At 45.6% G+C, this 23,976-nt stretch carries 23 protein-coding genes; 5 read left to right on the top strand and 18 right to left on the bottom strand.

Annotated features, from left to right (window positions below):
- Positions 1 to 30: 30 nt before the first annotated feature.
- The 4 genes from AC58UU_RS26395 to fumC all read right to left on the bottom strand — a co-directional run bounded on the left by AC58UU_RS26395 (position 31) and on the right by fumC (position 5,238).
- Positions 31 to 846 carry a carbohydrate ABC transporter permease gene (locus tag AC58UU_RS26395; RefSeq protein WP_497320116.1) on the bottom strand — a complete coding sequence of 272 codons (816 nt, stop codon included), beginning with the start codon at positions 844 to 846 and terminating at the stop codon, positions 31 to 33.
- Positions 843 to 1,727, bottom strand: coding sequence for a carbohydrate ABC transporter permease (locus tag AC58UU_RS26390; protein ID WP_171644436.1), 885 nt, complete (start codon positions 1,725 to 1,727; stop codon positions 843 to 845). The genes AC58UU_RS26395 and AC58UU_RS26390 overlap by 4 nt, the downstream gene beginning before the upstream one ends.
- Before the next feature lie 95 nt (positions 1,728 to 1,822).
- Positions 1,823 to 3,163, bottom strand: a complete 1,341-nt coding sequence (locus AC58UU_RS26385) for an ABC transporter substrate-binding protein (RefSeq protein ID WP_497320114.1) — start codon at positions 3,161 to 3,163, stop codon at positions 1,823 to 1,825.
- 683 nt (positions 3,164 to 3,846) lie between these two features.
- A complete protein-coding gene (gene fumC, locus AC58UU_RS26380; protein ID WP_497320112.1) occupies positions 3,847 to 5,238 on the bottom strand; it encodes a class II fumarate hydratase in 1,392 nt (463 codons plus the stop codon).
- A gap of 199 nt (positions 5,239 to 5,437) precedes the next feature.
- Here fumC and AC58UU_RS26375 point away from each other — a divergent pair, with 199 nt between their 5' ends.
- Entirely contained in the window at positions 5,438 to 5,830 is a 393-nt protein-coding gene (locus AC58UU_RS26375) for an acyl-CoA thioesterase (RefSeq protein ID WP_497320111.1), read from the top strand.
- A 13-nt stretch (positions 5,831 to 5,843) separates the two neighbouring features.
- Here AC58UU_RS26375 and AC58UU_RS26370 read toward each other — a convergent pair whose 3' ends face one another.
- Positions 5,844 to 6,413 (bottom strand): pyridoxamine 5'-phosphate oxidase family protein, encoded by a 570-nt coding sequence (locus AC58UU_RS26370; protein ID WP_497320109.1) that lies wholly within the window; start codon positions 6,411 to 6,413, stop codon positions 5,844 to 5,846.
- A 294-nt stretch (positions 6,414 to 6,707) separates the two neighbouring features.
- Here AC58UU_RS26370 and AC58UU_RS26365 point away from each other — a divergent pair, with 294 nt between their 5' ends.
- Both AC58UU_RS26365 and AC58UU_RS26360 read left to right on the top strand, forming a co-directional pair.
- The gene (locus tag AC58UU_RS26365) at positions 6,708 to 6,875 is read left to right on the top strand and encodes a hypothetical protein (RefSeq protein WP_497320107.1); all 168 of its coding nucleotides are present in this window, start codon (positions 6,708 to 6,710) and stop codon (positions 6,873 to 6,875) included.
- A gap of 398 nt (positions 6,876 to 7,273) precedes the next feature.
- Positions 7,274 to 7,882, top strand: a complete 609-nt coding sequence (locus AC58UU_RS26360) for a DUF3298 and DUF4163 domain-containing protein (RefSeq protein WP_497320106.1) — start codon at positions 7,274 to 7,276, stop codon at positions 7,880 to 7,882.
- Between the two features lie 2 nt (positions 7,883 to 7,884).
- Here AC58UU_RS26360 and AC58UU_RS26355 read toward each other — a convergent pair whose 3' ends face one another.
- Positions 7,885 to 8,931: a TRM11 family SAM-dependent methyltransferase gene (locus AC58UU_RS26355; protein ID WP_497320104.1), complete on the bottom strand. Its 1,047-nt coding sequence runs from the start codon at positions 8,929 to 8,931 to the stop codon at positions 7,885 to 7,887.
- 157 nt (positions 8,932 to 9,088) lie between these two features.
- The gene (locus AC58UU_RS26350) at positions 9,089 to 9,961 is read right to left on the bottom strand and encodes a LysR family transcriptional regulator (protein ID WP_497320103.1); all 873 of its coding nucleotides are present in this window, start codon (positions 9,959 to 9,961) and stop codon (positions 9,089 to 9,091) included.
- A gap of 126 nt (positions 9,962 to 10,087) precedes the next feature.
- Here AC58UU_RS26350 and AC58UU_RS26345 point away from each other — a divergent pair, with 126 nt between their 5' ends.
- The gene (locus AC58UU_RS26345) at positions 10,088 to 11,158 is read left to right on the top strand and encodes a branched-chain amino acid aminotransferase (protein WP_497320102.1); all 1,071 of its coding nucleotides are present in this window, start codon (positions 10,088 to 10,090) and stop codon (positions 11,156 to 11,158) included.
- Positions 11,159 to 11,280: 122 nt separating this feature from the next.
- On the opposite strand, the gene AC58UU_RS26340 is transcribed toward AC58UU_RS26345, so the two are convergent.
- The 11 genes from AC58UU_RS26340 to AC58UU_RS26290 form a co-directional block, all read right to left on the bottom strand.
- Positions 11,281 to 11,715: a YkvA family protein gene (locus AC58UU_RS26340; protein WP_497320100.1), complete on the bottom strand. Its 435-nt coding sequence runs from the start codon at positions 11,713 to 11,715 to the stop codon at positions 11,281 to 11,283.
- Between the two features lie 315 nt (positions 11,716 to 12,030).
- Positions 12,031 to 12,885, bottom strand: a complete 855-nt coding sequence (locus AC58UU_RS26335) for a protein phosphatase 2C domain-containing protein (RefSeq protein ID WP_497320099.1) — start codon at positions 12,883 to 12,885, stop codon at positions 12,031 to 12,033.
- A 161-nt stretch (positions 12,886 to 13,046) separates the two neighbouring features.
- Positions 13,047 to 14,594 (bottom strand): extracellular solute-binding protein, encoded by a 1,548-nt coding sequence (locus AC58UU_RS26330; protein WP_497320097.1) that lies wholly within the window; start codon positions 14,592 to 14,594, stop codon positions 13,047 to 13,049.
- Between the two features lie 53 nt (positions 14,595 to 14,647).
- Positions 14,648 to 15,526, bottom strand: coding sequence for a carbohydrate ABC transporter permease (locus tag AC58UU_RS26325; protein ID WP_497320095.1), 879 nt, complete (start codon positions 15,524 to 15,526; stop codon positions 14,648 to 14,650).
- A gap of 1 nt (position 15,527) precedes the next feature.
- Entirely contained in the window at positions 15,528 to 16,493 is a 966-nt protein-coding gene (locus AC58UU_RS26320; RefSeq protein WP_497320093.1) for an ABC transporter permease, read from the bottom strand.
- A 168-nt stretch (positions 16,494 to 16,661) separates the two neighbouring features.
- Positions 16,662 to 18,956: an AraC family transcriptional regulator gene (locus AC58UU_RS26315; protein ID WP_497320092.1), complete on the bottom strand. Its 2,295-nt coding sequence runs from the start codon at positions 18,954 to 18,956 to the stop codon at positions 16,662 to 16,664.
- 126 nt (positions 18,957 to 19,082) lie between these two features.
- Positions 19,083 to 20,027, bottom strand: a complete 945-nt coding sequence (locus AC58UU_RS26310; protein WP_497320090.1) for a DUF1861 family protein — start codon at positions 20,025 to 20,027, stop codon at positions 19,083 to 19,085.
- Between the two features lie 124 nt (positions 20,028 to 20,151).
- Entirely contained in the window at positions 20,152 to 20,331 is a 180-nt protein-coding gene (locus AC58UU_RS26305; RefSeq protein WP_497320089.1) for a hypothetical protein, read from the bottom strand.
- A 98-nt stretch (positions 20,332 to 20,429) separates the two neighbouring features.
- Positions 20,430 to 21,050, bottom strand: coding sequence for a LysE/ArgO family amino acid transporter (locus AC58UU_RS26300; RefSeq protein WP_497320088.1), 621 nt, complete (start codon positions 21,048 to 21,050; stop codon positions 20,430 to 20,432).
- Positions 21,051 to 21,055: 5 nt separating this feature from the next.
- On the bottom strand, positions 21,056 to 21,931 hold the full coding sequence (aguB, locus tag AC58UU_RS26295) for an N-carbamoylputrescine amidase (RefSeq protein WP_497320086.1): 876 nt from the start codon (positions 21,929 to 21,931) through the stop codon (positions 21,056 to 21,058).
- A 5-nt stretch (positions 21,932 to 21,936) separates the two neighbouring features.
- Positions 21,937 to 22,971, bottom strand: a complete 1,035-nt coding sequence (locus AC58UU_RS26290; RefSeq protein ID WP_497320084.1) for an agmatine deiminase family protein — start codon at positions 22,969 to 22,971, stop codon at positions 21,937 to 21,939.
- 231 nt (positions 22,972 to 23,202) lie between these two features.
- Here AC58UU_RS26290 and AC58UU_RS26285 point away from each other — a divergent pair, with 231 nt between their 5' ends.
- Positions 23,203 to 23,838, top strand: a complete 636-nt coding sequence (locus AC58UU_RS26285; RefSeq protein ID WP_497320083.1) for an FMN-dependent NADH-azoreductase — start codon at positions 23,203 to 23,205, stop codon at positions 23,836 to 23,838.
- Positions 23,839 to 23,976 lie beyond the last annotated feature (138 nt).

The raw sequence follows: 23,976 nt of genomic DNA, 5'->3' as shown, positions 1-23,976 counted from the left end.
ACTTCCCTCGTATTCGTTATGTCTTCGTTATTAGCCTTTAACTGCACCAGCAGAAAGTCCGCTTACCACGTAGCGTTGAGACACTAAAGCAATGATCAGAACTGGGAGTGTAATGATGCAGGCAGCAGCCATCAGCGCACCCCAATTGATTTCGGAATAGGACATAAAGTTAAACACTGCGATTGGTAATGTTTTGGTTTTGTCCCCTGCCAAGATAACCGAGAACATAAAATTGTTCCACGAAAAAATGAACGAGAGCAGCGATGCTGTAATGACACCTGGTCCTGAGATAGGCAAAATAATGCGCAGAAACACTTGATGATGCGTACATCCATCGATAAGCCCAGATTCTTCAATTTCCGTAGGAAGTGCCTCGAAAAATGAAATCATAATCCAAATAATAAACGGTAATCCAACAAGCATATGACTTAGAATTAAAGCTGTATACGTGTCTACCAAATGGATCTTGGAGAACAGGATGAACCAAGGAATCAAGAATGTGATTCCCGGAATAATTCTCGCAACTAAGATGAGAAGTCCCAGCTTGTGAAGGTGATGTCTTGCAATGGCATAAGCTGCAGGAAGCCCTAAAATGAGGGACAAAAGCGTCGAACCAGCAGCAACAAGGAAACTATTCCAAATAAACTTCAGGAAATTGTACTCTTTGAATACACTGACATAGTTATGAAAAGTCGGTTTGAAAAAGAAGATATCGCCTGTCGATAAAATCTGTGATTGCGTCTTAAAAGAAGCCAATAACATCCAGATAAATGGAAAACCAAAAGCGATTAGGACTAGGAACGTTAGCAGCATTTGTATAAATCTTAAGCCCTTCTTTGGCTTCATGATGAGGTTCCCTCCAATCGTTTGCGCATCCAAATCATAAATAAAGTCAGTCCCATCACCAGAGCAAAGAAGATAACAAGTAACGATGAAGCCATACCCAACTTAAAGTATTGGAATCCGAGCACATAGCCATACAAGTTCAATGTCTCTGAAGCAAAATTCGGTCCGCCTTGTGTGGTCGCATAAATAATATCGAACGTCTTCAACACATCGATTAAGCGAAGCATCGCTGCTACAATGATCGTTGGTTTCAGCAAGGGTAGCGTAATGGAAACGAATTTTCTCCATGCCGTTGCACCGTCTACATCCGCCGCCTCATAAGGATCGGTTGGAAGTGTAGCTAAGCCTGCCATAATAATTAGAGCAATCATCGGTGTCCATTGCCAGACGTCTACAATAACCAAGGAAGGTATAACCTGATTAGGTGAGGCTAGCCATAGTAAAGGCTTCAAGCCCATCGATTTGAGCATCATATTAGCTACCCCAATGGTCGGCTCATAGATGAGCATCCACACCAAGCCCATAGCTACCGGTGTTGCTACCATGGGCAGTAGGAATACCGTTTTTACGATGTTTTTTCCTTTGAATTCCCTCGACAGCAGCAAGGCAATCGCGATCCCCAGGATAACTTCAAGCCCAAGGGCCATGATCGTGAAGTAGAACGTTGAACCTGTTGCATGCCAAAAGCGCTCATCTTTGAATAAGGCGATATAATTCGACAACCCTACAAAAAGTGGCGGTGTTGTTGCGGACATGCTCCACTCATAGAAGCTGATTCGGAATGTATAGATGATTGGAAACAGCATCATCAACAGGACGAAGATGACCGCCGGAAGTGTATAAATCCATTTTAAATTGCGGTTAAACCAACTATATTGCATGACTTCATTCACCCTTCCTGATGAAATTGTACCCTTATGCAAAGGGTGAAGAGGGCCACTTGAGATGACCCTCATTTGTTGCATTCGTGCTGTATTTATTTCGTTTTATCTTTATCCATAATCGCTTGCAAAGCTGCATTCGCTTTGTCTGCTACTGGCTGAATGTTCGTTTCACCAGTCATTAATTTTTGTACGATTTCACCAACGGCATCACGAGCTTCACCTACACTAATTACTGTTGGACGGTCGTGGTCAACACCGTTTTTGGAGCTTTCTTTAATGATAGGAACAAGATCCGCTGGGAAGCCTGTCGTACCTTCTGGTTTATCCCATACCGATGCGCGAGCGCCTGGGTTCCCTTTTTGCTGCGTTTTCAACACGATATCTTTGCTTGTCGCCCATTCAATGAATGCCCAAGTCGCATCTTTGTTACCCGATTTGGCGTTCATTGCAAGACCCCAAGATGTAATACTGTAAGGCTTAGAACCTGCTTTACCACCTGGCATAACGGCAAAACCAACTTGATCGGCGATTTGGGACTTCGCTGGGTCAGTCGCATTTTTGTAGAGTGAGTTCGCATCTGTTAAGAAAGCAACTTTCCCTTGAGCGAAAATACCGAAAGCTTGCGGCCAAGACATATTGAGTACGCCTGGTGGCGCATAATCTTTAAGTAGAGTGCCGTATGTTGTAAATGCTTTGATTGCTTCTGGCGTGTTAATCGACGCTTTGTCGCCATTCGTGAAGTCTGCACCTTCTGAGTATAAGAAGGAAGATACTTGCGTAACTAGCGGTGAACGTTGGCCCCTAGCCACAAAACCGTACATTTCGTTCTTCGGATCATGCAGCTTCTTAACTGCTGCTTGCAGCTCATCTAACGTTTTCGGTACCGCAATACCAGCTTTTTGCAGCAGATCTTTGCGGTAGTACAAAATTTCTTGCTCAGTAATAATCGGAATACCAGCTAGCTTCGCATCAACCGTTGTGGAACCAACAGCGGATTTAGCAAAATCGGCGAAGTCATAGTTCTTTGCTTTTTGAGCGTAATCATCAAGCGGTTGAACCCAACCGTTTTTATAGAAAAGCTTGCCCTCCTGAAGCGGACGATACATGAAAACGTCTGGTGTCGCAGAACCGGATGTAAATTGTACAGTTAATTTTTGTGTTAGCTGATCCTCGAAGAAGCTCTCTACGTTGACCTTGATGCCCGTTTCCTTCTCGAAGTCAGGCAGCAAAGGCTTGATCGCATCTGCCCAAGGATGGTTCGCTGCTACTAAAGAGATCGTCTTTCCTGCAAAAGGCTTCGCATTAGCAGTTGCGCCAGCTGCAGGGGTTGGTTGCTGCGTTTTCTCCGGCGTGCTCCCGCATCCTGCAACAACCGTTGCTGCCATGATAACTGTCGTTCCAACACCGACCCATTGTTTCAATGATTTTTTCATCTGATATGTGACCTCCCAGGTAATCTGAAAATGTATGTGCTTACATATCTAAGAGTACTTGATTCTTATATTCCGTTATATAACGAAAATTAAACATGCATAACTACATGTGAAGGGAAAAGGTGGGTGGGGTTATTGGGCTAACTGTGACAGACGGCTGAAGACCTATGCAAACGACATTTGAAGCCTATTGCAAAAGATTGCTGAAACCCTGTGAACAACATTGGATATCAGCTGCCGCCTGCATCTGATACCTTGCAAACCATAAAAGATTCCTGCTGCAACCTACGTCTAGTACACTGCACACCACATCTGATTAATGCTGCAACCTCCGTCTGATAACCTGTACACCATAGCTGATTGCTGTTGCAACCTACATCTGATAACCTACACATCACAGCTGATTCCTGCTGCAACCTCCGTCTGATACCCTGTACACCATGTCTGAAGCACCCACCGCCAACGTCCGATCCTGCAAATCACTTCAAAAGCCAGCTTTGCGAGTAAAAGCTGCATTTTGTGCAGTTAAATTCGTAGAATAGAGCGCATTTGGGGATTTTGCTGCATTTCGTACAGTTGAGTGCGGGCGGGACAGGCACAAAAAGAGGTTGAGCAGCAGTTTTAAACTGCGACCCAACCTCTTTTGTGGTGGGAGGCACTCCCTCCGTCTCCCCCGTTACTATTCACGTTGTCTTCGGATGTACCATGTCTTCCGGACGCACGTAGCTGTCAAACTGCTCAGCCGTTAAGTAGCCGCTGCGCACGGCTGACTCCTTAAGTGTCAGCCCTTCTTTGTGGGCTTGCTTCGCGATGCTGGCTGCTTTCTCATACCCGATATACGGGTTGAGCGCTGTAACCAGCATGAGGGATTGCTCGAGATTGCGCTGAATGACCTCGCGATTCGGCTCCATGCCAACGAGACAGTTATCGTTGAACGAGCGCATACTATCAGCCAGCAGCCGCACGGACTGCAGGAAGTTGTGTATGATCACGGGCTTGAACACGTTCAGCTCGAAGTTGCCCTGGCTGGCGGCGAAGCCGATGGCCGCATCGTTGCCCATCACCTGGCAAACGACCATCGTCATCGCTTCGCTCTGCGTGGGGTTGACCTTGCCCGGCATGATCGAGCTGCCGGGCTCGTTCTCCGGAATCGTGATTTCACCGATCCCGCAGCGGGGACCGCTCGATAGCCACCGCACATCGTTGGCTATCTTCATTAAGTTCGCCGCCAGCGCCTTCAGCGCGCCGTGGGCGTAAACGATCTGATCATGGCTGGTCAGCGCATGATACTTGTTCGCGGCTGAGACGAAGCGCGTGCCCGTCTCGCGAGACAAAGCTTCGGCGACGCGTGCGCCGAACTCGGGATGCGCGTTCAGCCCGGTGCCGACAGCGGTGCCGCCGATAGCCAGCTCGCGCATCGTATCGACGCTGCTGCGCACCATGCGCGCCGTCTGCTCTAGCATCGCCCACCAGCCACTGATCTCCTGCCCCAGCGTCAGCGGGGTGGCATCCTGCAGGTGGGTGCGGCCTATTTTCACGATGTCGGCGAAGGCCGTCATCTTGCTATGGAGCGTAGCCTGCAAAAGCGCCATCGCAGGCAAAAGCTCCTCCTCTACCGCGATGACGCCAGCGACATGCATCGCGGTTGGGAACGTATCGTTCGAGCTTTGCGAACGATTCACATCATCGTTAGGATGTATGCGTTCGCCTCCATCCCCCAGCAGTTCGCTGCCGCGGTGAGCAATCACCTCATTGACGTTCATGTTCGACTGCGTGCCGCTGCCCGTCTGCCAGACGACGAGCGGGAACTCGTCGTTCCAGCGACCCTCCACAATTTCATCAGCCGCCTGCGCAATCGCCGCCGCCTTCTCGGGCGTTAACCCGGCAAGCTCGCGGTTCACCTGCGCAGCGGCCTTTTTCAACAAGGCAAAAGCCCCAATCAACCGCACCGGCATCCGTTCTGTGCCAATCTTAAAATTCTCATAGCTGCGCTGCGTCTGAGCCCCCCATAACTTATCCACAGGTACTCTGATTTCACCCATCGTATCCTTTTCAATGCGATAATCTTGTGCCATTTTATACCGCCTCCTGTTACCTAGCTTTTTGTGCAGATAAAATAAATTAACCAATCTACTGACATCATCAAACACGCATGGCATAGTTTGCCCACGTTATGCAGCAGTATGAGCCTTTTACTGGTTTTCACACCCGTAGACGAGCTATAATGAACAAAAACACCTGCCCATGTCAGGTGTATAGAAGGAGCTCATTTTCATGGAATCCAAACTCGATATTATCGTCAGATCAACGGAAATTGATGTGAATGGACACGTCAATAATGCCAAATATTTGGAGTACCTAGAATGGGGGCGCGAGGAATGGTATGAGCAGTCCCAGCTATCCTATGAAACCTTTGGTGCGATGGGGATTCAAACTGTTACCGTGAACATCACCATCAATTATAAAAAAGAATGCAAACAGGGAGATCATCTAACGGTCACCTGCCGCCCTGACAAAATGGGACGCTCCAGCTACGTGCTGAAGCAAGAAATTTTCAACAAGCAAGGCGAGCTATGTGCTGACGCCCTTGTCACCAGCGTAACGATGGATAGCACGACGCGTAAAAGCCGAGAAGCGCCGGAGGCGTTGCGGAAACATTTTGAATAAAAAAAATGCGATCTTACACAGTGTCTGTGGATAACTTTTGACCGATTGTTGTCAGCAGTCCGTCCATGCTTGTCACGTTTCTTTCTTGCCAATAGTCATTCAGCCCTTGCTCGCCTTGTTTCGTCGCCCAATTCTGCAGGGTTTTCCGCTCTCCTTCATAGGTATAAAAGGGAACACTGTAGCCGCATGATGATTTGACCTCATGAACGTGGACGACGATGATTTGCCGAGCTCCAGGCAGCAGCGTAAAACGCGGAGACAGTTTCTCCCACTCTGGGGTCCCTGGTAAAACAACTTGCCCCTTCCCATATAGGCGCAGTATCATAGGAGGTCCTTCCACGGCCGTGAACATCAACGTAATTCGGCCATTTTCCTCCAAATGCGCACTTGTCTCATTCCCGCTCCCCGTTAAGTCCAAATAGGCCACTTCATTCGCTGATAAAATACGCAGCACATCATGACCCTTCGGAGAAAGATTAACGTGCCCTTCCGCAGATAACGGTGCCGACCCCACAAAAAAAATGTGCTGCTTCGCGATAAATGCTTCATGCTCCGGCAGCAGTGCTTCAAATGATTTCCCCATACGCGACTCATCGCCTTTCCATTTTCTTCTATTATGCTCTCCCTTACGATATTTGTGAAATAGTTAAAATAGACATTCTTTATAGTCATTACCTATGATTTAGAGATATAGCAATCTAATATCAAATAAATAACCTGTATGTTTACTGGAAAATGGAGACATACTTAGATAGTCAAAGATAAACGGCTTACGCTGTCCTTTAGGACGAGTGCGTTTGTCAGGGTTGATGCAAAGTAAGATAAGTTACCAACTTATACTTACTTATCAACTGAAACTTAGAGGAGGTGATTTCAAATGTCAACGAACAACAGCAGTGATGATGTGGTGAGCCATGGCATTAATGCCGCACAAGCCAACGCGGAAGATAGCGAATCTAAACAAAAAGTGGAGGAGTTAAACTCCTTGCTTCAAGGTACAGCAACAAACTCCAGCGCCAATGAAGATACGTCCTCACAAGAGTAATCCGCTGCAAATTATTTTAGATGATTAAGTATTAGCACCGTTAGATAACTATAAAGTATTGCAAAAAGAGCTTTTCCTGCTGGTCTATATAGACCGAGGAAGAGCTCTTTTTTTGGGTATCCATTCAATAAGAGTTTCTAGAGGCCGCTATTTCACCGATTTCATCCTTTATGATAAAAATAGAAGCCTTTAGAGACTTTTATTCTCGAAAAAAGGGTGGAGTGACGGGTATATGGGGGAAATAGGAGTCTTTGGAGGCTTCTATTCCTCTGTTTGCAGTACTTTTTCCGCAATAGGAGCCTTTCGAGACTCTTATTCCCCAACATCCCCAATAACGTTGAACCAAACGCCCACCCACGGAATAAATTGTAGCAAAACCGTATGGATGGATGATGAAGATGAACGGATTAGATGAACCCGTTAGTATACAGACGTATAAAGTGCTTCGTGATAAATTAAAGCTGCTGTACCCAGCTGTTGTGAAACATACGCCTTACACGGCAGAGCTTGCAATGAACACAGCGATTGTTAACGCAGTTAATAAGCAGCTTCGCGAGCAAGGTTATCCACAAAATCCGCAGACAGATGTGACGGCTCATTATGAGCTTAAGGCGAATGAACGCGGCATCCTTAGCTTGACCTTATGGAATTATGCTTTTTCGGGCGGAGCCCATGGACTAACGATCCAAAACGCACTGACCTTCAACACGGAAACGGGCAAAGCCTATGCGCTCAAAGATCTGTTTAAGCCCGGCAGCGATTACGTTGCCAAACTTAGTGCCATTATTAAGGCAGAGCTTAAAACGCGGGATATTCCTTTGTTGGTAGAATTTAATAGTATCAAACCAGATCAGGATTTTTATATCGCTGATAAGGCTTTGGTCATTTATTTTCAAGTATATGAGCTGGCCGCTTATGTCTATGGATTTTTGTATTTTCCTATTTCTGTATATGCCATTCAAGATATCATCGCTGAAGATGGACCGCTTGGTAAGATGATTTATTAATGCTAAACGCAGACGATAATTTGTCTGCTGAAGTTACCTTTATTGACGGTGCAGCGCTCTGCGATGCAAAATCCTGCTTTCGCGATGAGTGGATCGATCTGCTCCGTCGTAACGATAATCGCGCGCTTCGCTAATCGGCGGGCGCTATGGAGCATTTGAAGCTGCTCGTCCTCCGGCAGCTTCGAGCAGAGATTGTACGGCATGTCTAGGATGAGCGCATCGTAGCGGAGCAGCGGGCTGGTCGGTGACTGAGTCACCTGCTCGCCTATGCATCCAAGGCTGGTCGGTGACTGAGTCACCTGCTCGCCTATGCGTCCAAGGCTGGTCGGTGACGAAGCCTCCTCACCTACCAAGCCTAGGGTCCGCATATCTGCGATGCTCACCACGTTCGGCATGCCGAAGTGCTCGAGATTCACCCGCGCGCCGCGCACCGCCAGCGGGTTGATGTCGCAGCCCACGATGTCGATCCCCATCGACATCGCCTCCACCAGCACCGTGCCGATGCCGCAGCACGGGTCAATGGCCTTCGTGCCCGCTACGTCGGGCACGGCAATGTTCACCACCGCCCGCGCTACGCGCGTACTCAGGGCGGTGGAGTAGTTCTGTGGCTTCTGCTGATGCTGAAGCCACACAGCTTCGCCGTAGCTGCAGTGGCCGAACAACCATCGGCCTCCCAGCTCCGTCACGGCGAACCATTGCTCCGGCCGTCGCATCTCGGCTTTGCCGCGGAGATGCCGGCCTATTTCGCGAGCGACCTCGCGCTGGCGGTCCGTACTGACCGCAGCGTCTGTCTCCGCGAACGCAACCTTGAACGTTGACCCCTGCACGGTCAACGTCTCCACCCTCGAGGCCAGCTCCGGCAAACTGCCGGCCTCGAACAAAACATCCAGCCGCAGCTTCAGAAAAGGGCTGCGGCTCGGCTCCACACGGCGCGCGCTAACGGCGTAGCGCGCGCCAAGCACTGCCTCTGCGCCCAGTAAGGTGCGCAGCTCTAACTGGCACAGCGCCTGCTCGTCTTCGTGGCAGGCGTATACGTATATATGTTCCATGCTTCATCCCTCATTTTACATGTTAATGGCAAAATCTATTTTGTCTTATGTCTTATGTCTTTTGTCTTTTGCCTTTTGCCTTTTTCCTTTTGTCTTATGTCTTTTGTCTTTTGCCTTATGTCTTTCAATTTTCCGCTCTCTGTTATCTTTCCTATGTCTACAAAAACTGCTGCATCAACTGCTTCATAAACATATCCGTCGTCTTACATAGGAACATATCCTTACGATAAACAATGCCGACGTCCTTCTGGGGAATCGGGTCTATAATCGGGATGCTCCTGATGCCGTTGCTGCGGATGCTGTCGACATAAGACTGTGGCAAAATAGCTCCGCCTACATTATTTTTGGCCATTTGAAGTAGTGACTCCAATGTTGAGAGCTCTATCGCCGGCTTCCATTCAAAGCCAGACACCTCACAGCAATCATCCATCATTTGCCGAACATAAAACTTTCTCTGGAGCATAGCGACTGGGAGCTGGGCCAAGTCAGCCAAACGAATGGTTTTCGCCTGGGCAAGCGGATGCTTATCCGAAATAACAAGCCGCAGTTGTTCATTGTACAACGGAATGTAATGGAACTGTTCATCTTCATCAGGCAGGAAAACAACACCAATGTCAAGCTGGTTGCTCAGCAGACGCTCCTTCGTCTCCTCGGTCGCGAGCTCTGTCACAGATAGCTCGATCTTCGGGTAGAGGGCATGGAAGGCAATAATCGTCTCGGTGAGCAAATGATTACCGGAGCAGCCAATACGCAGCCGTCCCCGCTGCATACCCTGGATCTCATTAATAGCCGCCTGAGCTTGATCCAACTCGTGGAACATGTTCCTGCTGTGTTTATGAAGGATCTCGCCTGCTTCTGTGATGTAAATCTTTTTTCCGATTCGCTGAAAAAGGGGTGATCCTACCCGATGCTCCAACAAACGAATCTGTTGGCTAAGTGTGGGTTGGCTGATGCCGAGCTTTTCCGCTGCCTTCGTGAAGTGAAGTTCTTCGCATACCGCTAAAAAGTATTCCAACAATCGATGCTCCATCTTGGTATGCCTCCGATCATAGTTATTAACTATGATGGTAATTGATTATTTGTAATTGATCAATGATTGTTATTTATCTATAGTAACGATAACAAGTAAGAACATTCGAAAAGGTGGTTGATGGCGATGTATGGACAGATTCGAATCGAACACAATCTGAGTTGTAAAACAAAGCCCCGCTTTGAAGAGGACTTAGGGTTTGGGCGTCATTTTACCGATCATATGTTTATGATGGATTTCGAGGAAGGAAAGGGCTGGCACGATCCGCGTATTATCCCTTATGGGCGCATTTCCCATGATCCTTCAGCGATGGTTTTTCATTATGGGCAAGCCGTGTTCGAGGGGTTAAAGGCTTTTCGTACGGAAAAGGATGAGATTGTTCTATTTCGACCTGACCAAAATGCACAACGACTAAACCGTTCCAGCGACCGGCTGCAAATGCCTCAAATGGATGAGAATTTCGTCGTAGACGCCATTCAAACCCTCGTTCGTGTGGATGCCGAGTGGGTGCCCAGAAAGAAGGGGTCCTCTTTATATATTCGCCCTTTTGTGATAGCTACCGAAGCCGGCTTAGGTGTGCGTGCCTCATCGTGCTATTCGTTCGTAATCATTATGTCGCCGGTAGACTCCTACTATGAGGAAGGGCTTCAACCCATCAACATCCTTGTAGAAAGCCATTATGCCAGGGCCGTTCAAGGTGGTACAGGCAGTGCCAAAACAGCTGGTAACTACGCTGCAACCCTCAAAGCACAAGCCCTCGCCAAAGAACACAACTGCGCTCAAGTGCTCTGGCTGGATGCCATCGAGAAGCTTTATATAGAAGAAGCAGGCAGCATGAATGTCTTTTTCAAAATCAACGGGGAAGTTGTGACCCCGAACCTTAGCGGCAGTATTCTGGATGGCATCACACGAAAAAGCATCATTCACCTGCTGAAAGAGTGGGGCATTCCGGTTACAGAGCGGAAAATTTCGATCGATGACATTGTTCTAGCCTATGAGAATGGAACCTTGGAGGAAGCCTTCGGTACCGGTACAGCTGCCGTCGTGTCCCCAATTGGCAGTCTCCTGTGGAACGGTACGCCTATGGTGATTAACCAAGGTAATATTGGTGGTTTGGTTCGTAGGCTTTACGATACGATTACTGGGATTCAATACGGAAGGATCGAGGATTCTTACGGGTGGACGATTTCTTGCTGAATTCCAGCTGTTATTAAAAAAGACACCTCGTGGGTGTCTTTTCTCATTTGGAGACTACTGTAATTTAAATCAGGGGTCTGCAGTGTGTATGCGAACAGCCCAGGAGTTCTATCGGTAACCCCCTATTTTACTCCTTGCCCATCACTCTCTGATTCCTTCTCTTTCTGCTCAACAAGCTGCCCATCGATATCGATAATACCCTTGCTGTTCATCACATCATCACCGAGAAAATCCCTCAGCTTATTCTTCGCTTTGCGCTTCACATCGTCATCGATACTCCTTGCGACAGATGCCAGCGCTAACCCCAAAGCACTTAAATCATCTACATATCCCACAATCGGCAGCAAATCAGGCAAGAGATCCAACGGCAAAATGAGATAGCCCAGCGCACCGTAGATTTGAACTTTTGCTCTAAGCGGTGTTTTCGGGCTTTCTACGGCGTAGAAGAGCAGCAATCCGCTGTAGATGACTTTGCTGCCTGCCTTTTTAGCGCCCTTTTTCAGTTTCAGCCAGAAGCCGTCGGTTGAGAAATATTTCTGATATTTGGAAGAGTCCATCGCACGATCACTCCAATCATTTTTATATATATAACCCATATACAATAGAAATAAAGCATTTCCAGATGATGATCACATGTTGTTATTTCGTTAGTGTGCTCTCCCTAACGCCAAGAAACTCACGTTTCTAATCTTGCTCCCTCACTAGGTGAATCTATGTTGATTTTGTCACAGAAGAGCAGCAATTTGCAAGGTGTCTTCAAGTATTTTGGTCAAAACATACCTTTGGTCCCTGAAAAAAAAGAACTAGGCCGAAGAGTGAATCTCTCCGACCTAGTTCTAACAAAGAAGTGCGTCTTGAAGCACATGCCTCATTTAAAATTCTAGATAAATGGCTGTTTTATCATCAGACTTTTTCACTCTTGGGAATTGTAAGCACTCTGGATCTGCTTCTTCCACTTGGATAAGCCACTGGATATAATTTTCCAGCCCCATAGATTTGATTCTCAAGACGATCTGCTTTAACCCCTGCTCTAGTGAATGCTCCCGCTGAGGATCAATTAGGCCATCAGAGATTAGAAGCAATGATGTTAATTGTGCTCTGCTAATTCGGCCATATTCCATATGATCTGCCAGTTCTGGTTCTCCATTTAATACGGAATACCCATTTATGGTATTCATTAATGCCCTTCCTGCATGAATCTGCGGCATTACAAGCTGCCATAATTCATCACGGGAAGTGAGTCCTGACGCAACTCCCTCCGCCCAAAGCTGACGGGTGGGGCGGTCCACAACCTCCAACTGGTCTCGGGTTACAAGCCTAATCGTACCATCTTCATACATTGCGATCAGCATACAATCACCTGCATGTGCGAACTCAACATAGGTATCATTTACACGAATAAGTACAGCACAAGCGCTCCACAATTGTTCTTTACGAGTCACATCCACACCTGCTTTGAGCATCTCGCTGCGCAGCTGCTTATTGGCTTGAAGCAGCATCGTAGGAAGAGACAGCTTTTGCCCAACGTTATCCTGAGACATATTCGTTATTGTTTTAGCAATCAGCTGTGCAGCCAAATAACCGCCCGTCTCACCGCCCAAACCTCTGTAAGGTTCTAACGAAGTAGCCCCATCTATGACACCATAAAGTTGAATAGTATCGTTAACAATTAGCGAATCCTCGTTCCATACACCGTTCCCTTGCGTTGAGATTGTCTGTATCTTCATATTAACCTTCACACCTGGCTATAGCGATCTTGGAATCCGCTGTAGCTTTGATAAATGGACCCAGCTCCCATTCCAACTTACCATCTCTATACATGTACATGTTCCCCTCACTTATAGATGAGGCTACTCCATCTTTTCTTTTGGAGTAGCCCCGTAGTTCATTATTTTTTGGATGCTTTATAAGCATCTAACTGTTTTTGATACTCAGCTATCACTTTATCGATACCTGCTGCTTTTAGCTTATCAATAGCTGCTTTGCTCTTCTGATCATAATCGAGCACACCATCATAGATAGGCATGATATCAGATGTATAGACAGCCTGAATATTAGACATCTCTGATTTAACCGCAGTCGGATCAAAGAAGAAGTCTGCTGCGAAGAATGTTTTCGCATTCGGATCTGCGACGAACAAAGCTTTGTTAGCACTTAACGTATTGGGATCGATACGAATATATTTTAGGTTCCCGATCATCCAGTCTTCCTGTACATAGAGATTCGTTTTACCATCGGCATCCTTCAGGTTTTCAATGCCGCGGTCTCCAACTTTTTTATATGTTTTGCCTTCAATGCCGTACATGAATAGATCATAATTTTCCTGTGAAGTGTATAGCCAATTCAAAAACTTAACCGCAGCTTCCGGATGTTTGCTGTTCACAGCCACAGCATTCACGTTCTTCGCGTTAAACATTCTGTAATGCGGTTTATCAGGATTTAATCGCTGAAGCGTAAAATCTTCGTCTTTCATGTTTGGATACGTCTTTTTCATTTCGTTGACGTTATTAGGCGTTCCAAATAAGAATGGATAAATAGCGCTATTGATTTGCTTATCGATCTGTTCTTGCTTAACTACTAGAATATCTGGATTCGTAAGTTTTTTCTGATAAGCCGTACGGAAGAAAGCCGAATCCTTTTTAAACTCTTCTGTTTCAGCCCAGCTCTTCACTTTGCCGTCCTTATCGATGAAAGCAATCTTATCTTTCACTGCAAATGGATACGAATCATACGCACGGTGCAGCACATCGGATGCATCACGCAATCCGCCGCGAATAGGAAGATACGGCTTGGAAGCTCCATGATCTGTTGCCATTACCTTTTCCATAGCTGCCAGCATTTCTTCCTGGGTCTTAGGAACTTCCTTGACACCTGCTTGATTCAACAGGATGCGATTCGCCGTGAAAGAACCGTCAACAGCAGGTTCATACCAATAGGATGGAATACCAAATGTTTTCCCGTCTTTTTGTACGCCGCTCCATACAGAATCAGGTATAGCTTTCTTTAATTCAGGCCCATATTTTGCGACTTCTGGTCCAACATCTTTGACAGCTCCGCGTCCAATATAATTGGCCAAAGAAACCAAGTCGTTCATGACATGGAACATATCAAAATCTTCACCTGTTGAAAGCTTGAGGTTCAGCTTTTGTTCCCAAGCTCCCCAGTCAATATATTCTTTGACGATTTTCACATTCACGCCGTCTGCTTGCAGCTTCTTATCTACAGCGTCTTTAACGGCTGCCCACTCTTTCGGTTCATTACCAGGTAACACATATTTCAAAGTGACGACTTCTGCTGGTTTTGCTGATTCTTTGATGACCTTATCATCCGTTTTAGTCGTTGCAGAAGCTACGGGCTTATCATTTGTTGATCCGCAGCCTGCAATAAAGGATACTGCCAACAGACTAGACATTGAAATCATGGATAATTTTTTCAATTTGACCCTCTCCCTTTGAGTTAATCTTATATAAACCTCTTCCGAGGAAAATATCAACCTTTAACTGAACCTACGATAAGTCCTTTGACGAAATATCGTTGGAGAAATGGATATAAAAACACGATAGGGCCAAGTGTTATCACTACGGTTGCCATCTTCGCGGATTCTGCAGGAGCGGTATATTGACTGCTTGCACCTGCCGGAATCATGCTGAGCATTTCAATGTTGGACCGGATTTTAAATAAAACGTACTGAAGAGGATATAGGCTCTTATCATCTACTAGCATGATGGCATTGAACCAATCATTCCAGTAGGCCAGCGCATAGAAAAGAAGAATGGTCGCTAACACAGGGATGCATAAGGGCAAGTAAATCTGAAAAGCAATTCGTACATCATTAGCTCCATCCATATAGGCTGATTCCCTTAACGCATTGGGTAGTGCTTCCATAAAGTTGCGTACTAGAAACATATTGAATGCATTGAATAGCAGCATAGGAACAATAAGAGCAAACAGATTATCTACCAGACCTAATTTTTTGCACATGATATACCATGGAACCAAACCGCCATTAAAAAGCAGCGTAATGAAAAAATATAAATTAAGTCCTGCTCGGTATTTCACATTCGGATTAGAGAGCGTATAAGCAGCCATGGCGGTGATAACCACTGCGATCAGACTTCCGACCACGGTTACCGTGATCGTCACCAGATAGCTCTTGAGCAATACGGCCTTATTGCCCAGTAAAGTGCGATAAGCCTCGAGTGAAAAATGCTCTGGAATCAGCTGATACCCGTGCCGAATAATGCTGTTTTCATCCGATATGGATACCATCACCGTAAGGAACATAGGCAGAATACATAGGAGCGCATAGATGGCCAGCACGATATAGATCAACATCCCCGCCGTGTCGAAGCGTTTCATTGTCTTCATCTTAATAAAGCGCCCCTTCCTTGAAATATCTGCGGGTAAACCAATTCGCGACGAAAACAAGCACTAAACCTACTGTTGATTGGAACAAGCCTACAGCTGCTGCATTGGATGGATCTCCTATTTGACGAAGCGATCGAAACACATACGTATCAATGACATCCGTCGTTGGGTACAGCACACCATTATCGCCGATGATGGCATAGATCATGCCGAAATCCCCATAGAAGATTTTGCCTAAGTTTAGTAAGGTCAATATGGCAATTGTCGGTGCTAAGAGAGGCATTGTAATCCTCCAAATTTTGTCCCACCTCGTGGCCCCATCGATTTCAGCAGATTCATAAAGCGAATGATCGATGCCAGTTATCGATGCCAAATAAATGATCGAGCCCATTCCGGCTTCTTTCCAAATCTTCATAGCCACGAGAATCCATGGCCAGGCCTCCGCTTTGGTGTACCAATTCACGGTTTCCATCCCGAAGAATGTAAGCGCCTGATTGATCATTCCAAAATCAGTAGAAAATAGTCCGTACATCATGTAGCTGACAATAATCCATGAAAGAAAATTCGGAAATATCATCGTTGTTTGTGCGAATCGTTGAAACAAGCGGCTTCTAATTTCGTTAAATAAGATCGCGATGAATACCGCGCTAATGGTGCCGGCGATAAGAAACATCACATTTAACTTCACCGTATTTACGGTAATCAGCAGAGCATCGCTCGTCTTAAAGAAAAATTCGAAATTTTTGAAGCCGATCCACTCACTGCCGAACACACCCTTTTGGTAATTAAAATGTTGAAAGGCTATCAAGAGGTATGGGTAAGTGGCATACGAGAAAATAAAAACATATAGGAGGGCAGGGACAATTAATAAGTAGGAGAACCGATTTATGAAAAGTTCTTGCAGTACTCCTGTTTTCTTCTTGACTTTGGAAACGCTCTCTTTTGTTAAGGATGTTCGTGTCTGCATACAGCACCTCTCACTTTCGGGTTGACTTCAGCATAGGAGATTGCACCAGCACTGTAAATTTCGAGTATCCGTTTTACTTTCAATAATTCGTGTTTCGGCTTATTAAAAATAAGATATGCTATCAAAAAAGACGATTGAGTGCCGGTTAGAGCCCCAATCGTCCTTTTTTTACGTATTTTGTTGATGTTGTTCTCGATAGCGTGAGGGCGTAACTCCGTATTTTTTCTTAAATAGCGTTGAAAAATAAGAAACATTGTAAATCCCGACTTGCTCGCCAATCTGAGCCACGGTTTCGCTCGTACCTGCCAACAGTGTTTTTGCCTGCTCCATGCGAATATGTGTGACATGATCATTAAAAGACGTACCCACCATACTTTTGAACATTTTTCCAATGTAGCCCGAAGTTAATCCTACCTGATCCGATACGATCTCCAGTGAAAGATTAGGGTCGTGGAAGTGCTGCAGTAAATATAGCTTAACCTCTTCAATCACCTTGGAGTTCTTCAAAGCGGCCAAACTCGTTTTATTTTCTTCGATCATATCTACAATTCTTAAGCAAAACTGCTTCATCATGGCTTGAATTTCATCCAGCGTTTCCGTCTGTGAAAGTTCATTCATAGCCAAATACAGCTCCTTGGGATCTGCATCCCACCATTCCACAATACTTTCAAATTCTCGCGTGATAGCCAGATGTAAAAAGCTTGCATACTGGAACGTTAGTGACGGAGAACCGCAGCGGGATAATAGGGAGGTCCATTCCGCGATCTCTTTCTGAATGGTTTTGGGCTGACAAAGTTTGATGGCATCGATAATCTTGCGCTCCATTGCTGCTGGATAACGAATATGTTCGCCTGGAACGATAGACTTCGTCGCATCGAGCAAGCTGCCATACCCCCAAAACAGCTTCAATGCCATATACCTTTGCGTAGATCGATACGAGCGCTCTATGTCTCCAATAGCCGAAACCGTATCACCAATACTTACCGATATAGATGTCTTGTAATAGTCTGTAACAGTCGCTTGAATTTCATTAAGGATGTAATATAACTGCATATCCGGTGAAGACTGCTCCAATTGAATAATCATCGTTATTTCATTTTCTTCGAGAATAACCTGATCCGTTCGATAGATCTTACTGAGCATCTCTTGTGCAATATTGCTTATGGCAAAACGAATGAGCTCCCTGTCAAGAGCGCTGAACGTGTTCTTAAAACTATGGTATTGATCAATTTGAAACTGAATTACGGTAAAATAAGGACCTTGCATACGAGAAAGCAGCTGCTGTTCAATATCCCCTTTATAGCCAGATGACTGCAAACGTCCTTTCAGCATGTTGTACATATAGCCATTTTTCAGTAAATCAGAAGAACGAGACAGTGTCACTTCCATTGATTTAGTCACCTGTATGGAGTTAGAGAATGCCTCCGATAACAGTTTGTACTCATCCAACCGGAGAAGTGATTTGCTTTCAGAAGTTCCCCCCTCCGTTACCTTGTCTACTAGTGCTTTGATTGGGTTATACAGGTTACCAGTTACAATTAATGATATGCAAGCCCCTGTAATGAAAAGAAATAGCGCAATAAGGAGCGTCCAATTACGAAGCTCATAAATGTTCGAAAGCAATTGATCATAAGGGCGAGCGCTAACAAACACCCAATCTAATTTTTCTGACTTCACATAAGTAATGAGGAATTTATGATGTTCAAGTGATTGAACAAAGCTGCCCTGACTTCCCTCCTCTGATAAAATACGTTGAACATAATCGTTATCCGAGAAATTTTTCATAAATTGTTCAGAATTCGAATGAGAGATCACGGTGCCTTTTGAGTCCATAACAAAGGTACTTGTATTGCTAGACGAACTGCTAATACTGCTCATCGTATTTTGAATATACGTCTCTTTTAAATCGAGTACGATAGCTGACTTCGTCGGCCCCGAAAAGACAGGTTCAGGAATAATCTTGAACGTTAGTAATTGAAGCGAATGCCCATTTCCATCTAAGACTTTACGAGGATAAAAGCCAAGATAACCGGTTTGACTTCTTTCGCCCATTTGCGGGTCTGGAGCCAGAGAAGCGACATCGACATAAGCCTTATTGGTAAAATTATAAATGCTGATATTGGCTAAGAAAGGATAAACGCTTTGCATCTTCGTTAATAGAAGATTAGCGTTATAATTCGCGACTTTATCATCATCATTGGCATACATGAAGGTGATAATCTGGTTATCACTCATCAGTTGGTTCGAAATGTTCTGCACTTGTTCAAAAACGACATTCGCCGTATAGCTTACTTGCGAAAGTATTTCTCGAGAAGAGAGATCGATTTCTTTGACTGCTCTGCTTGAAAACATCGAATATAAAATGGTGCATAATAAACCGATCGTCACCATAATTAAGAACAAGTAGGACAATATTAGTCTTCTATATACGCGATAATGTTGTATGCGCTTTAAAAATCCCATGATGTAGTCCCCCTTGACTCCATCATAACTCATCCACCTTCATTAAAGCATCCTTGAAAAAGATGACTCTATTTTAAAAATCAGCAAAAAGCCCCACCTGAACGATAATCAGGAGGAGCGATGTTCTTACATATATTCGTATTCCTCGAATGGATCATCAATAAGCAGTCTATGTGCTTCTGCATCGCTTACACCTGCATACAGCATCGCCTTTCCATCCTCCAAGCGATGAAGTCCTCCGCTGAAAATCACATCGATGAGGTCGTTTCTCTTGGCAGGTCCTTGCGGAAATTGATCACGCGTTGCGATGATCTTAATTGGACTTCTTTCCGAAGTCTTCGGATCGAAAGCAAACGTCATGGCATGGTAATGGCGAATCTCGCCTTCTTCCATGTAAGAAATATGACCAAGAACACCCGCAAGCCCGTTCTTTAACACGTGTACCTCATTAACGCCTCCCCACTCATCCTTCAGAAACTGGTCCGTGAATACAGGAGCTGCACTGATCACAGCTTCATTCAAATCTTCGAGCTTTTCAAGCTCTGTATAACCAATAACAGCCCGGGCTCCTTCAACACCAAATGGCCGTGTAAATACACCTATTCGACCGTTTGCATACTCGATTAGGCGGATATCTTTCATGTGATCAGGACCGCAAGCAAAGTAAGTTAAATCTTGTATATCCGTTCCCTTATAGAACAAGGTGCGCCATGTTACGACCTGCTTAGGATTCTCCGTATCAAAGACGACCTCGACACCACCGAAAACTAACTCCCCGGAGATAAACGTGAAAAAAGGGTCCTGTAAACCAAAGGATACGGTCTCTGCCCTCGGTATCCATGTACCGCCGCGATTTACGAAAAACATAACCTCTGAACGCTCTGAATCACGGGACTCCACACGACCAGCAAGAACCATCTCTCCACCGTCCATAAAAGGAGCCGCAATATTATATACATCCTTATCGCCAACGCCTGCGAAAACAAGCTTTTCCGCACCGTAAGCTTTCTTGTTGAATGCCTCTAGCAGCTGCTTGGAGGACTTTACTTCGTTACGCAAAGAAAGTGTCAATGTACCTTCTCCCCATTCCTATTTGTGATGTTTTTGATCATAAAGTAGGCATAGAGAAAAGTAAATTTCGATTTTCAGGAATGAATTTTGAGAATTTGCAATCGCTGATTTTTATAGGTACTCGTTATTTTTCTTTACTTAGCATCTCGTAGCTAGCCAGCCATTCTTTGCCGTTTCCCCATGCTTTCACCGGGTTCTTCTCCCCCAGAATGTCTGTGCATGCATAAGCCATGATCCATTCTTTGAGACCATTTTTCTCACTGGCTTTGAGAGTTTGCAGTCCCCAACTCACAAACAACCTCATGAAAGGGAACGTAGAGGCGCTCTCCACCTCCACCAATTTTGTGTTCGACAATGAACTCAGGTCAAGCTTCTGGGTTGCATAAATGATAAAAAAAAGAGCTACTCCCCAAGGAGCAGCCCTATGATGGCTACCAAGCCAAACATGGTTAATATCACACCCGATATTCGGTTGATCCAACGAAAAGCGGTAACATGAATACGATCTCGAAGCATGCCAATCACAGTACTTAGCGTAAGCCACCATAAGGCGGAGCCTACGAATACGCCGATCACCAGAGCAACAGCTGAAACAATGCCTGTCTGTGAGCCGCCCATCCCTAAACCAGCAAAAGCACCAAGAAAAGACATTATGGTCATCGGATTCGTAATGGTCAGCATCAGCGTGGAGGCGTACGATCTGAAAAGCGTATTGCCTGAGGCTTTGGCTGCATCGGCAGCCGGCTTAGAGCGGAAGGTCCGCACGCCTAAATAACATAGGAATAAGCCACCAACCGCTTGCAGCAGCACCTTTTGGTCAAGCAGGAAGCTGGTTATCAGCGTAAGACCAAAACCGGCAATAAAGCCGTAGAAAGCGTCGGCCGACGCAGCTCCCAATCCTGACAAAAAGCCATGCAGTCTGCCTAAGGTGATCGTTCTTCGTATACATAAAATACCGATAGGCCCGACCGGTGCAGCGATCGAGAGCCCCAGTAAAATTCCTTTCAACAACGGAATGAGCATCGTGATTACAGTACCTGCTCACCATCATACGTAGCAATTTTCTTGTAAAGATCCGGACGGCGATCGCGGAAAATGCCCCACTCGATACGTTGAACTTCCAGCTGATCGAGGTCAAATTCGGCAACAAGCACCGTTTCCTCATTGCGGCCAGCTTCCTCAATCATATTGCCCTGCGGGCCTGCGATGAAAGACGAACCATAGAAGTTGATGCTGGATTCTTCATCTTCTTCCTTACCGATTCGATTCGACGCGATAACCGGCATCAAGTTCGCCGCGGCGTGGCCGCGCATGCACATTTGCCAGTGATCCTTAGAATCGATCGAACCGTCCTGCGGCTCAGAGCCGATAGCAGTCGGGTAGAACAGCAGCTCCGCACCCATCAATGCCATAACCCTTGCAGCTTCCGGGTACCATTGATCCCAACAAACGCCTACGCCGATTTTGGCATAGCGTGTTTTCCAAACCTTGAACCCGGTATCACCAGGGTTAAAATAAAACTTTTCTTCATACCCCGGACCATCAGGGATATGACTTTTGCGATAAAGGCCAAGCACTTCACCATCTGCATCGATGACAGCCAATGAATTGTAGCGCGCATAATTCTTTTTCTCATAAAAGCTTATCGGCAGTACGACTTTAAGCTCCTTAGCAATTTCGCGGAAATGTTTGATCGCTTTGTTGTTCTCCAACTCCGTCGCGTAATGATAGTAGTCGGACTTCTCTTTTTGGCAGAAATACGGTGTCTCAAACAGCTCTTGGATCAAAATAATTTGAGCGCCCTTCGCGGCTGCTTGGCGAACCAAGGCCTCTGCTTTGCGAATGTTTTCTTCTATATTATCGGAACAGCTCATTTGCGTTGCTGCTACTGTGACATTTCTCAATGGAATCACCCTTTCTTGCTTGCTGGCATTTGTTGTGTCGTGCAATGGACGTTGCCGCCTTCTTTGATGATGGACATGCCGTTTATTGTGCGGATTCTGCGATCTGGGAAAGCTGCGCTTAGCACTTCTTCCGCCTTACGATCTGTCTCTTCTGCCGTTCCGCCGAACACTGGCAAAATAATGCCGCCGTTTACGAAATAAAAGTTCAAATAGCTCAGCGTCAGACGCTGCTCTTCAAAAAACGTTAAAGGAGGCTGTTCGATCGGGATAATTTCAAAAGAACGTCCTTTAGCATCCGTCGCATGGCGCAAAATTTCTAGATTCTCCTGTGTAATCGCGTAGTTCGCATCCTCTGGGTCGTTGCAAACCTGCAAAATGATTTTACCTGGAGCCGCGAAGCAAGCAATATTGTCGACATGGCCGTCCGTTTCATCGCCGTCCAGCCCTTTATTCAGCCAGATGATTTTCTCGACGTTGACGAAGTTTTTCACATACTCTTCGATTTGTTCACGGCTTAGGTCTGGATTGCGGTTCGTGTTAAGGAGACATTCCTCCGTTGTCAAAAGCGTACCTTCTCCATCCACATGAATGGAGCCGCCTTCCATAACGAGCGGAGCGTCAAAACGCTTCACACCGTGATGCTCCAAAATTTGCGGAGCCACGTTATCATCTAGATCCCACGGCGCATATTTGCCGCCCCATGCGTTGAATTTCCAATTCACAGCTGCGATTTCCTGCTGCTCATTTAACAAAAACGTCGGCCCGTTATCACGGAACCAAGCATCGTTATGCGGAATGATCAGAAAATCAACGTTCGTCTCGTCGAACATAGCCTTTACTTGCTCAGCATCCGCCGGGTTCACGATCACTGTCACTGGCTCGAACTCAGCAATGGCCTTGGCCAAATCAGCATAGCCTTTTGATACAACCGCATGATCCTCCGGATAAACCATCGAAGATTGAACGGGCCAAGAAATAAATGTACGTTCGTGTGTTGTCCACTCTGCTGGCATTCTATAGTGTAAATCCTTAGGTTTCATCTCATCCATCTCACTTTATATAAATTTGTTGGCAGCCATATGAAGGGCAAATATTCAAGTCAAAAGCACCGTCTTTCATCATATACCAAAAGGAGCTTCGGCTCAATGTACATAGGTTTACAAATTTAGCAATCGTTAAAAACCAATTTGCTCTGCCCTGCATATTTTGTTTGCTTTTAATGAACATTATATATGGCTTTACCATGCAACCAAATGAAAGGGCGGATTACATTGGCAACTGTTTTACACATCACAGCACATCCCCATGACCACCAAACATCATTCAGTATGGCTGTAGGAAAAGCCTTTATTGATACCTATCGGGAAACCAACCCTAATGATGAAGTCATCCATCTGGACTTGTACAGCATTCAATTACCTCACATTGATGCCGACGTATTCAGCGGGTGGGGGAAATTACGAGGCGGTCAACAATTCTCAGATTTGAGCAAGGAAGAACAAACAAAAGTAGGTCGACTTGGCGAAATAACGGATCAGTTTGTAGCAGCGGATAAATATGTATTCGTTACGCCAATGTGGAATTTTTCATTCCCGCCGCTTATGAAAGCCTATATTGATGCTATTTGTATCGCTGGCAAGACGTTTAAGTACACAGAAACTGGACCTTTAGGCTTGTTACCTGACAAAAAAGCGCTGCATATCCAAGCAAGCGGCGGCGTTTATTCGGAAGGACCTGCTGCCGCTATGGAAATGGGACATCGTTATATAAGTGTCATCATGTCATTCTTCGGCATTACGGATTTCCAAGGACTTTTTGTTGAGGGCATGGCTCAGTCACCCGATAAGGCTCCGCAAATTAAAGAGGAAGCGATTAGCCGCGCGCAAGCATTAGCTAAAACGTTCTAACAAATGATCCTCTTCTTTTCACTGTTGTAACTCCTAGGCCCCCTAAATAAACTGGAGTCCTCCCGTTAAATAAATTAAACTTATTTACAAAGGGGATGATCCGGGATGGGAAAAAGATTAGGAGAAGAAGTACGTTTG

The organism is Paenibacillus sp. JT22N1, from assembly GCF_059692155.1.
Note: the sequence above shows the minus strand (reverse complement) of the source record. Positions and strands in the feature narration are given on the sequence as shown.

Coding starts and splice junctions, on each gene's coding strand:
- AC58UU_RS26395 (WP_497320116.1), bottom strand. CDS start 846: ATGAAGCCAAAGAAGGGCTTAAGATTTATACAAATGCTGCTAACGTTC.
- AC58UU_RS26390 (WP_171644436.1), bottom strand. CDS start 1,727: ATGCAATATAGTTGGTTTAACCGCAATTTAAAATGGATTTATACACTT.
- AC58UU_RS26385 (WP_497320114.1), bottom strand. CDS start 3,163: ATGAAAAAATCATTGAAACAATGGGTCGGTGTTGGAACGACAGTTATC.
- fumC (WP_497320112.1), bottom strand. CDS start 5,238: ATGGCACAAGATTATCGCATTGAAAAGGATACGATGGGTGAAATCAGA.
- AC58UU_RS26375 (WP_497320111.1), top strand. CDS start 5,438: ATGGAATCCAAACTCGATATTATCGTCAGATCAACGGAAATTGATGTG.
- AC58UU_RS26370 (WP_497320109.1), bottom strand. CDS start 6,413: ATGGGGAAATCATTTGAAGCACTGCTGCCGGAGCATGAAGCATTTATC.
- AC58UU_RS26365 (WP_497320107.1), top strand. CDS start 6,708: ATGTCAACGAACAACAGCAGTGATGATGTGGTGAGCCATGGCATTAAT.
- AC58UU_RS26360 (WP_497320106.1), top strand. CDS start 7,274: ATGAACGGATTAGATGAACCCGTTAGTATACAGACGTATAAAGTGCTT.
- AC58UU_RS26355 (WP_497320104.1), bottom strand. CDS start 8,931: ATGGAACATATATACGTATACGCCTGCCACGAAGACGAGCAGGCGCTG.
- AC58UU_RS26350 (WP_497320103.1), bottom strand. CDS start 9,961: ATGGAGCATCGATTGTTGGAATACTTTTTAGCGGTATGCGAAGAACTT.
- AC58UU_RS26345 (WP_497320102.1), top strand. CDS start 10,088: ATGTATGGACAGATTCGAATCGAACACAATCTGAGTTGTAAAACAAAG.
- AC58UU_RS26340 (WP_497320100.1), bottom strand. CDS start 11,715: ATGGACTCTTCCAAATATCAGAAATATTTCTCAACCGACGGCTTCTGG.
- AC58UU_RS26335 (WP_497320099.1), bottom strand. CDS start 12,885: ATGAAGATACAGACAATCTCAACGCAAGGGAACGGTGTATGGAACGAG.
- AC58UU_RS26325 (WP_497320095.1), bottom strand. CDS start 15,526: ATGAAGACAATGAAACGCTTCGACACGGCGGGGATGTTGATCTATATC.
- AC58UU_RS26320 (WP_497320093.1), bottom strand. CDS start 16,493: ATGCAGACACGAACATCCTTAACAAAAGAGAGCGTTTCCAAAGTCAAG.
- AC58UU_RS26315 (WP_497320092.1), bottom strand. CDS start 18,956: ATGGGATTTTTAAAGCGCATACAACATTATCGCGTATATAGAAGACTA.
- AC58UU_RS26305 (WP_497320089.1), bottom strand. CDS start 20,331: ATGAGGTTGTTTGTGAGTTGGGGACTGCAAACTCTCAAAGCCAGTGAG.
- AC58UU_RS26300 (WP_497320088.1), bottom strand. CDS start 21,050: ATGCTCATTCCGTTGTTGAAAGGAATTTTACTGGGGCTCTCGATCGCT.
- AC58UU_RS26290 (WP_497320084.1), bottom strand. CDS start 22,971: ATGAAACCTAAGGATTTACACTATAGAATGCCAGCAGAGTGGACAACA.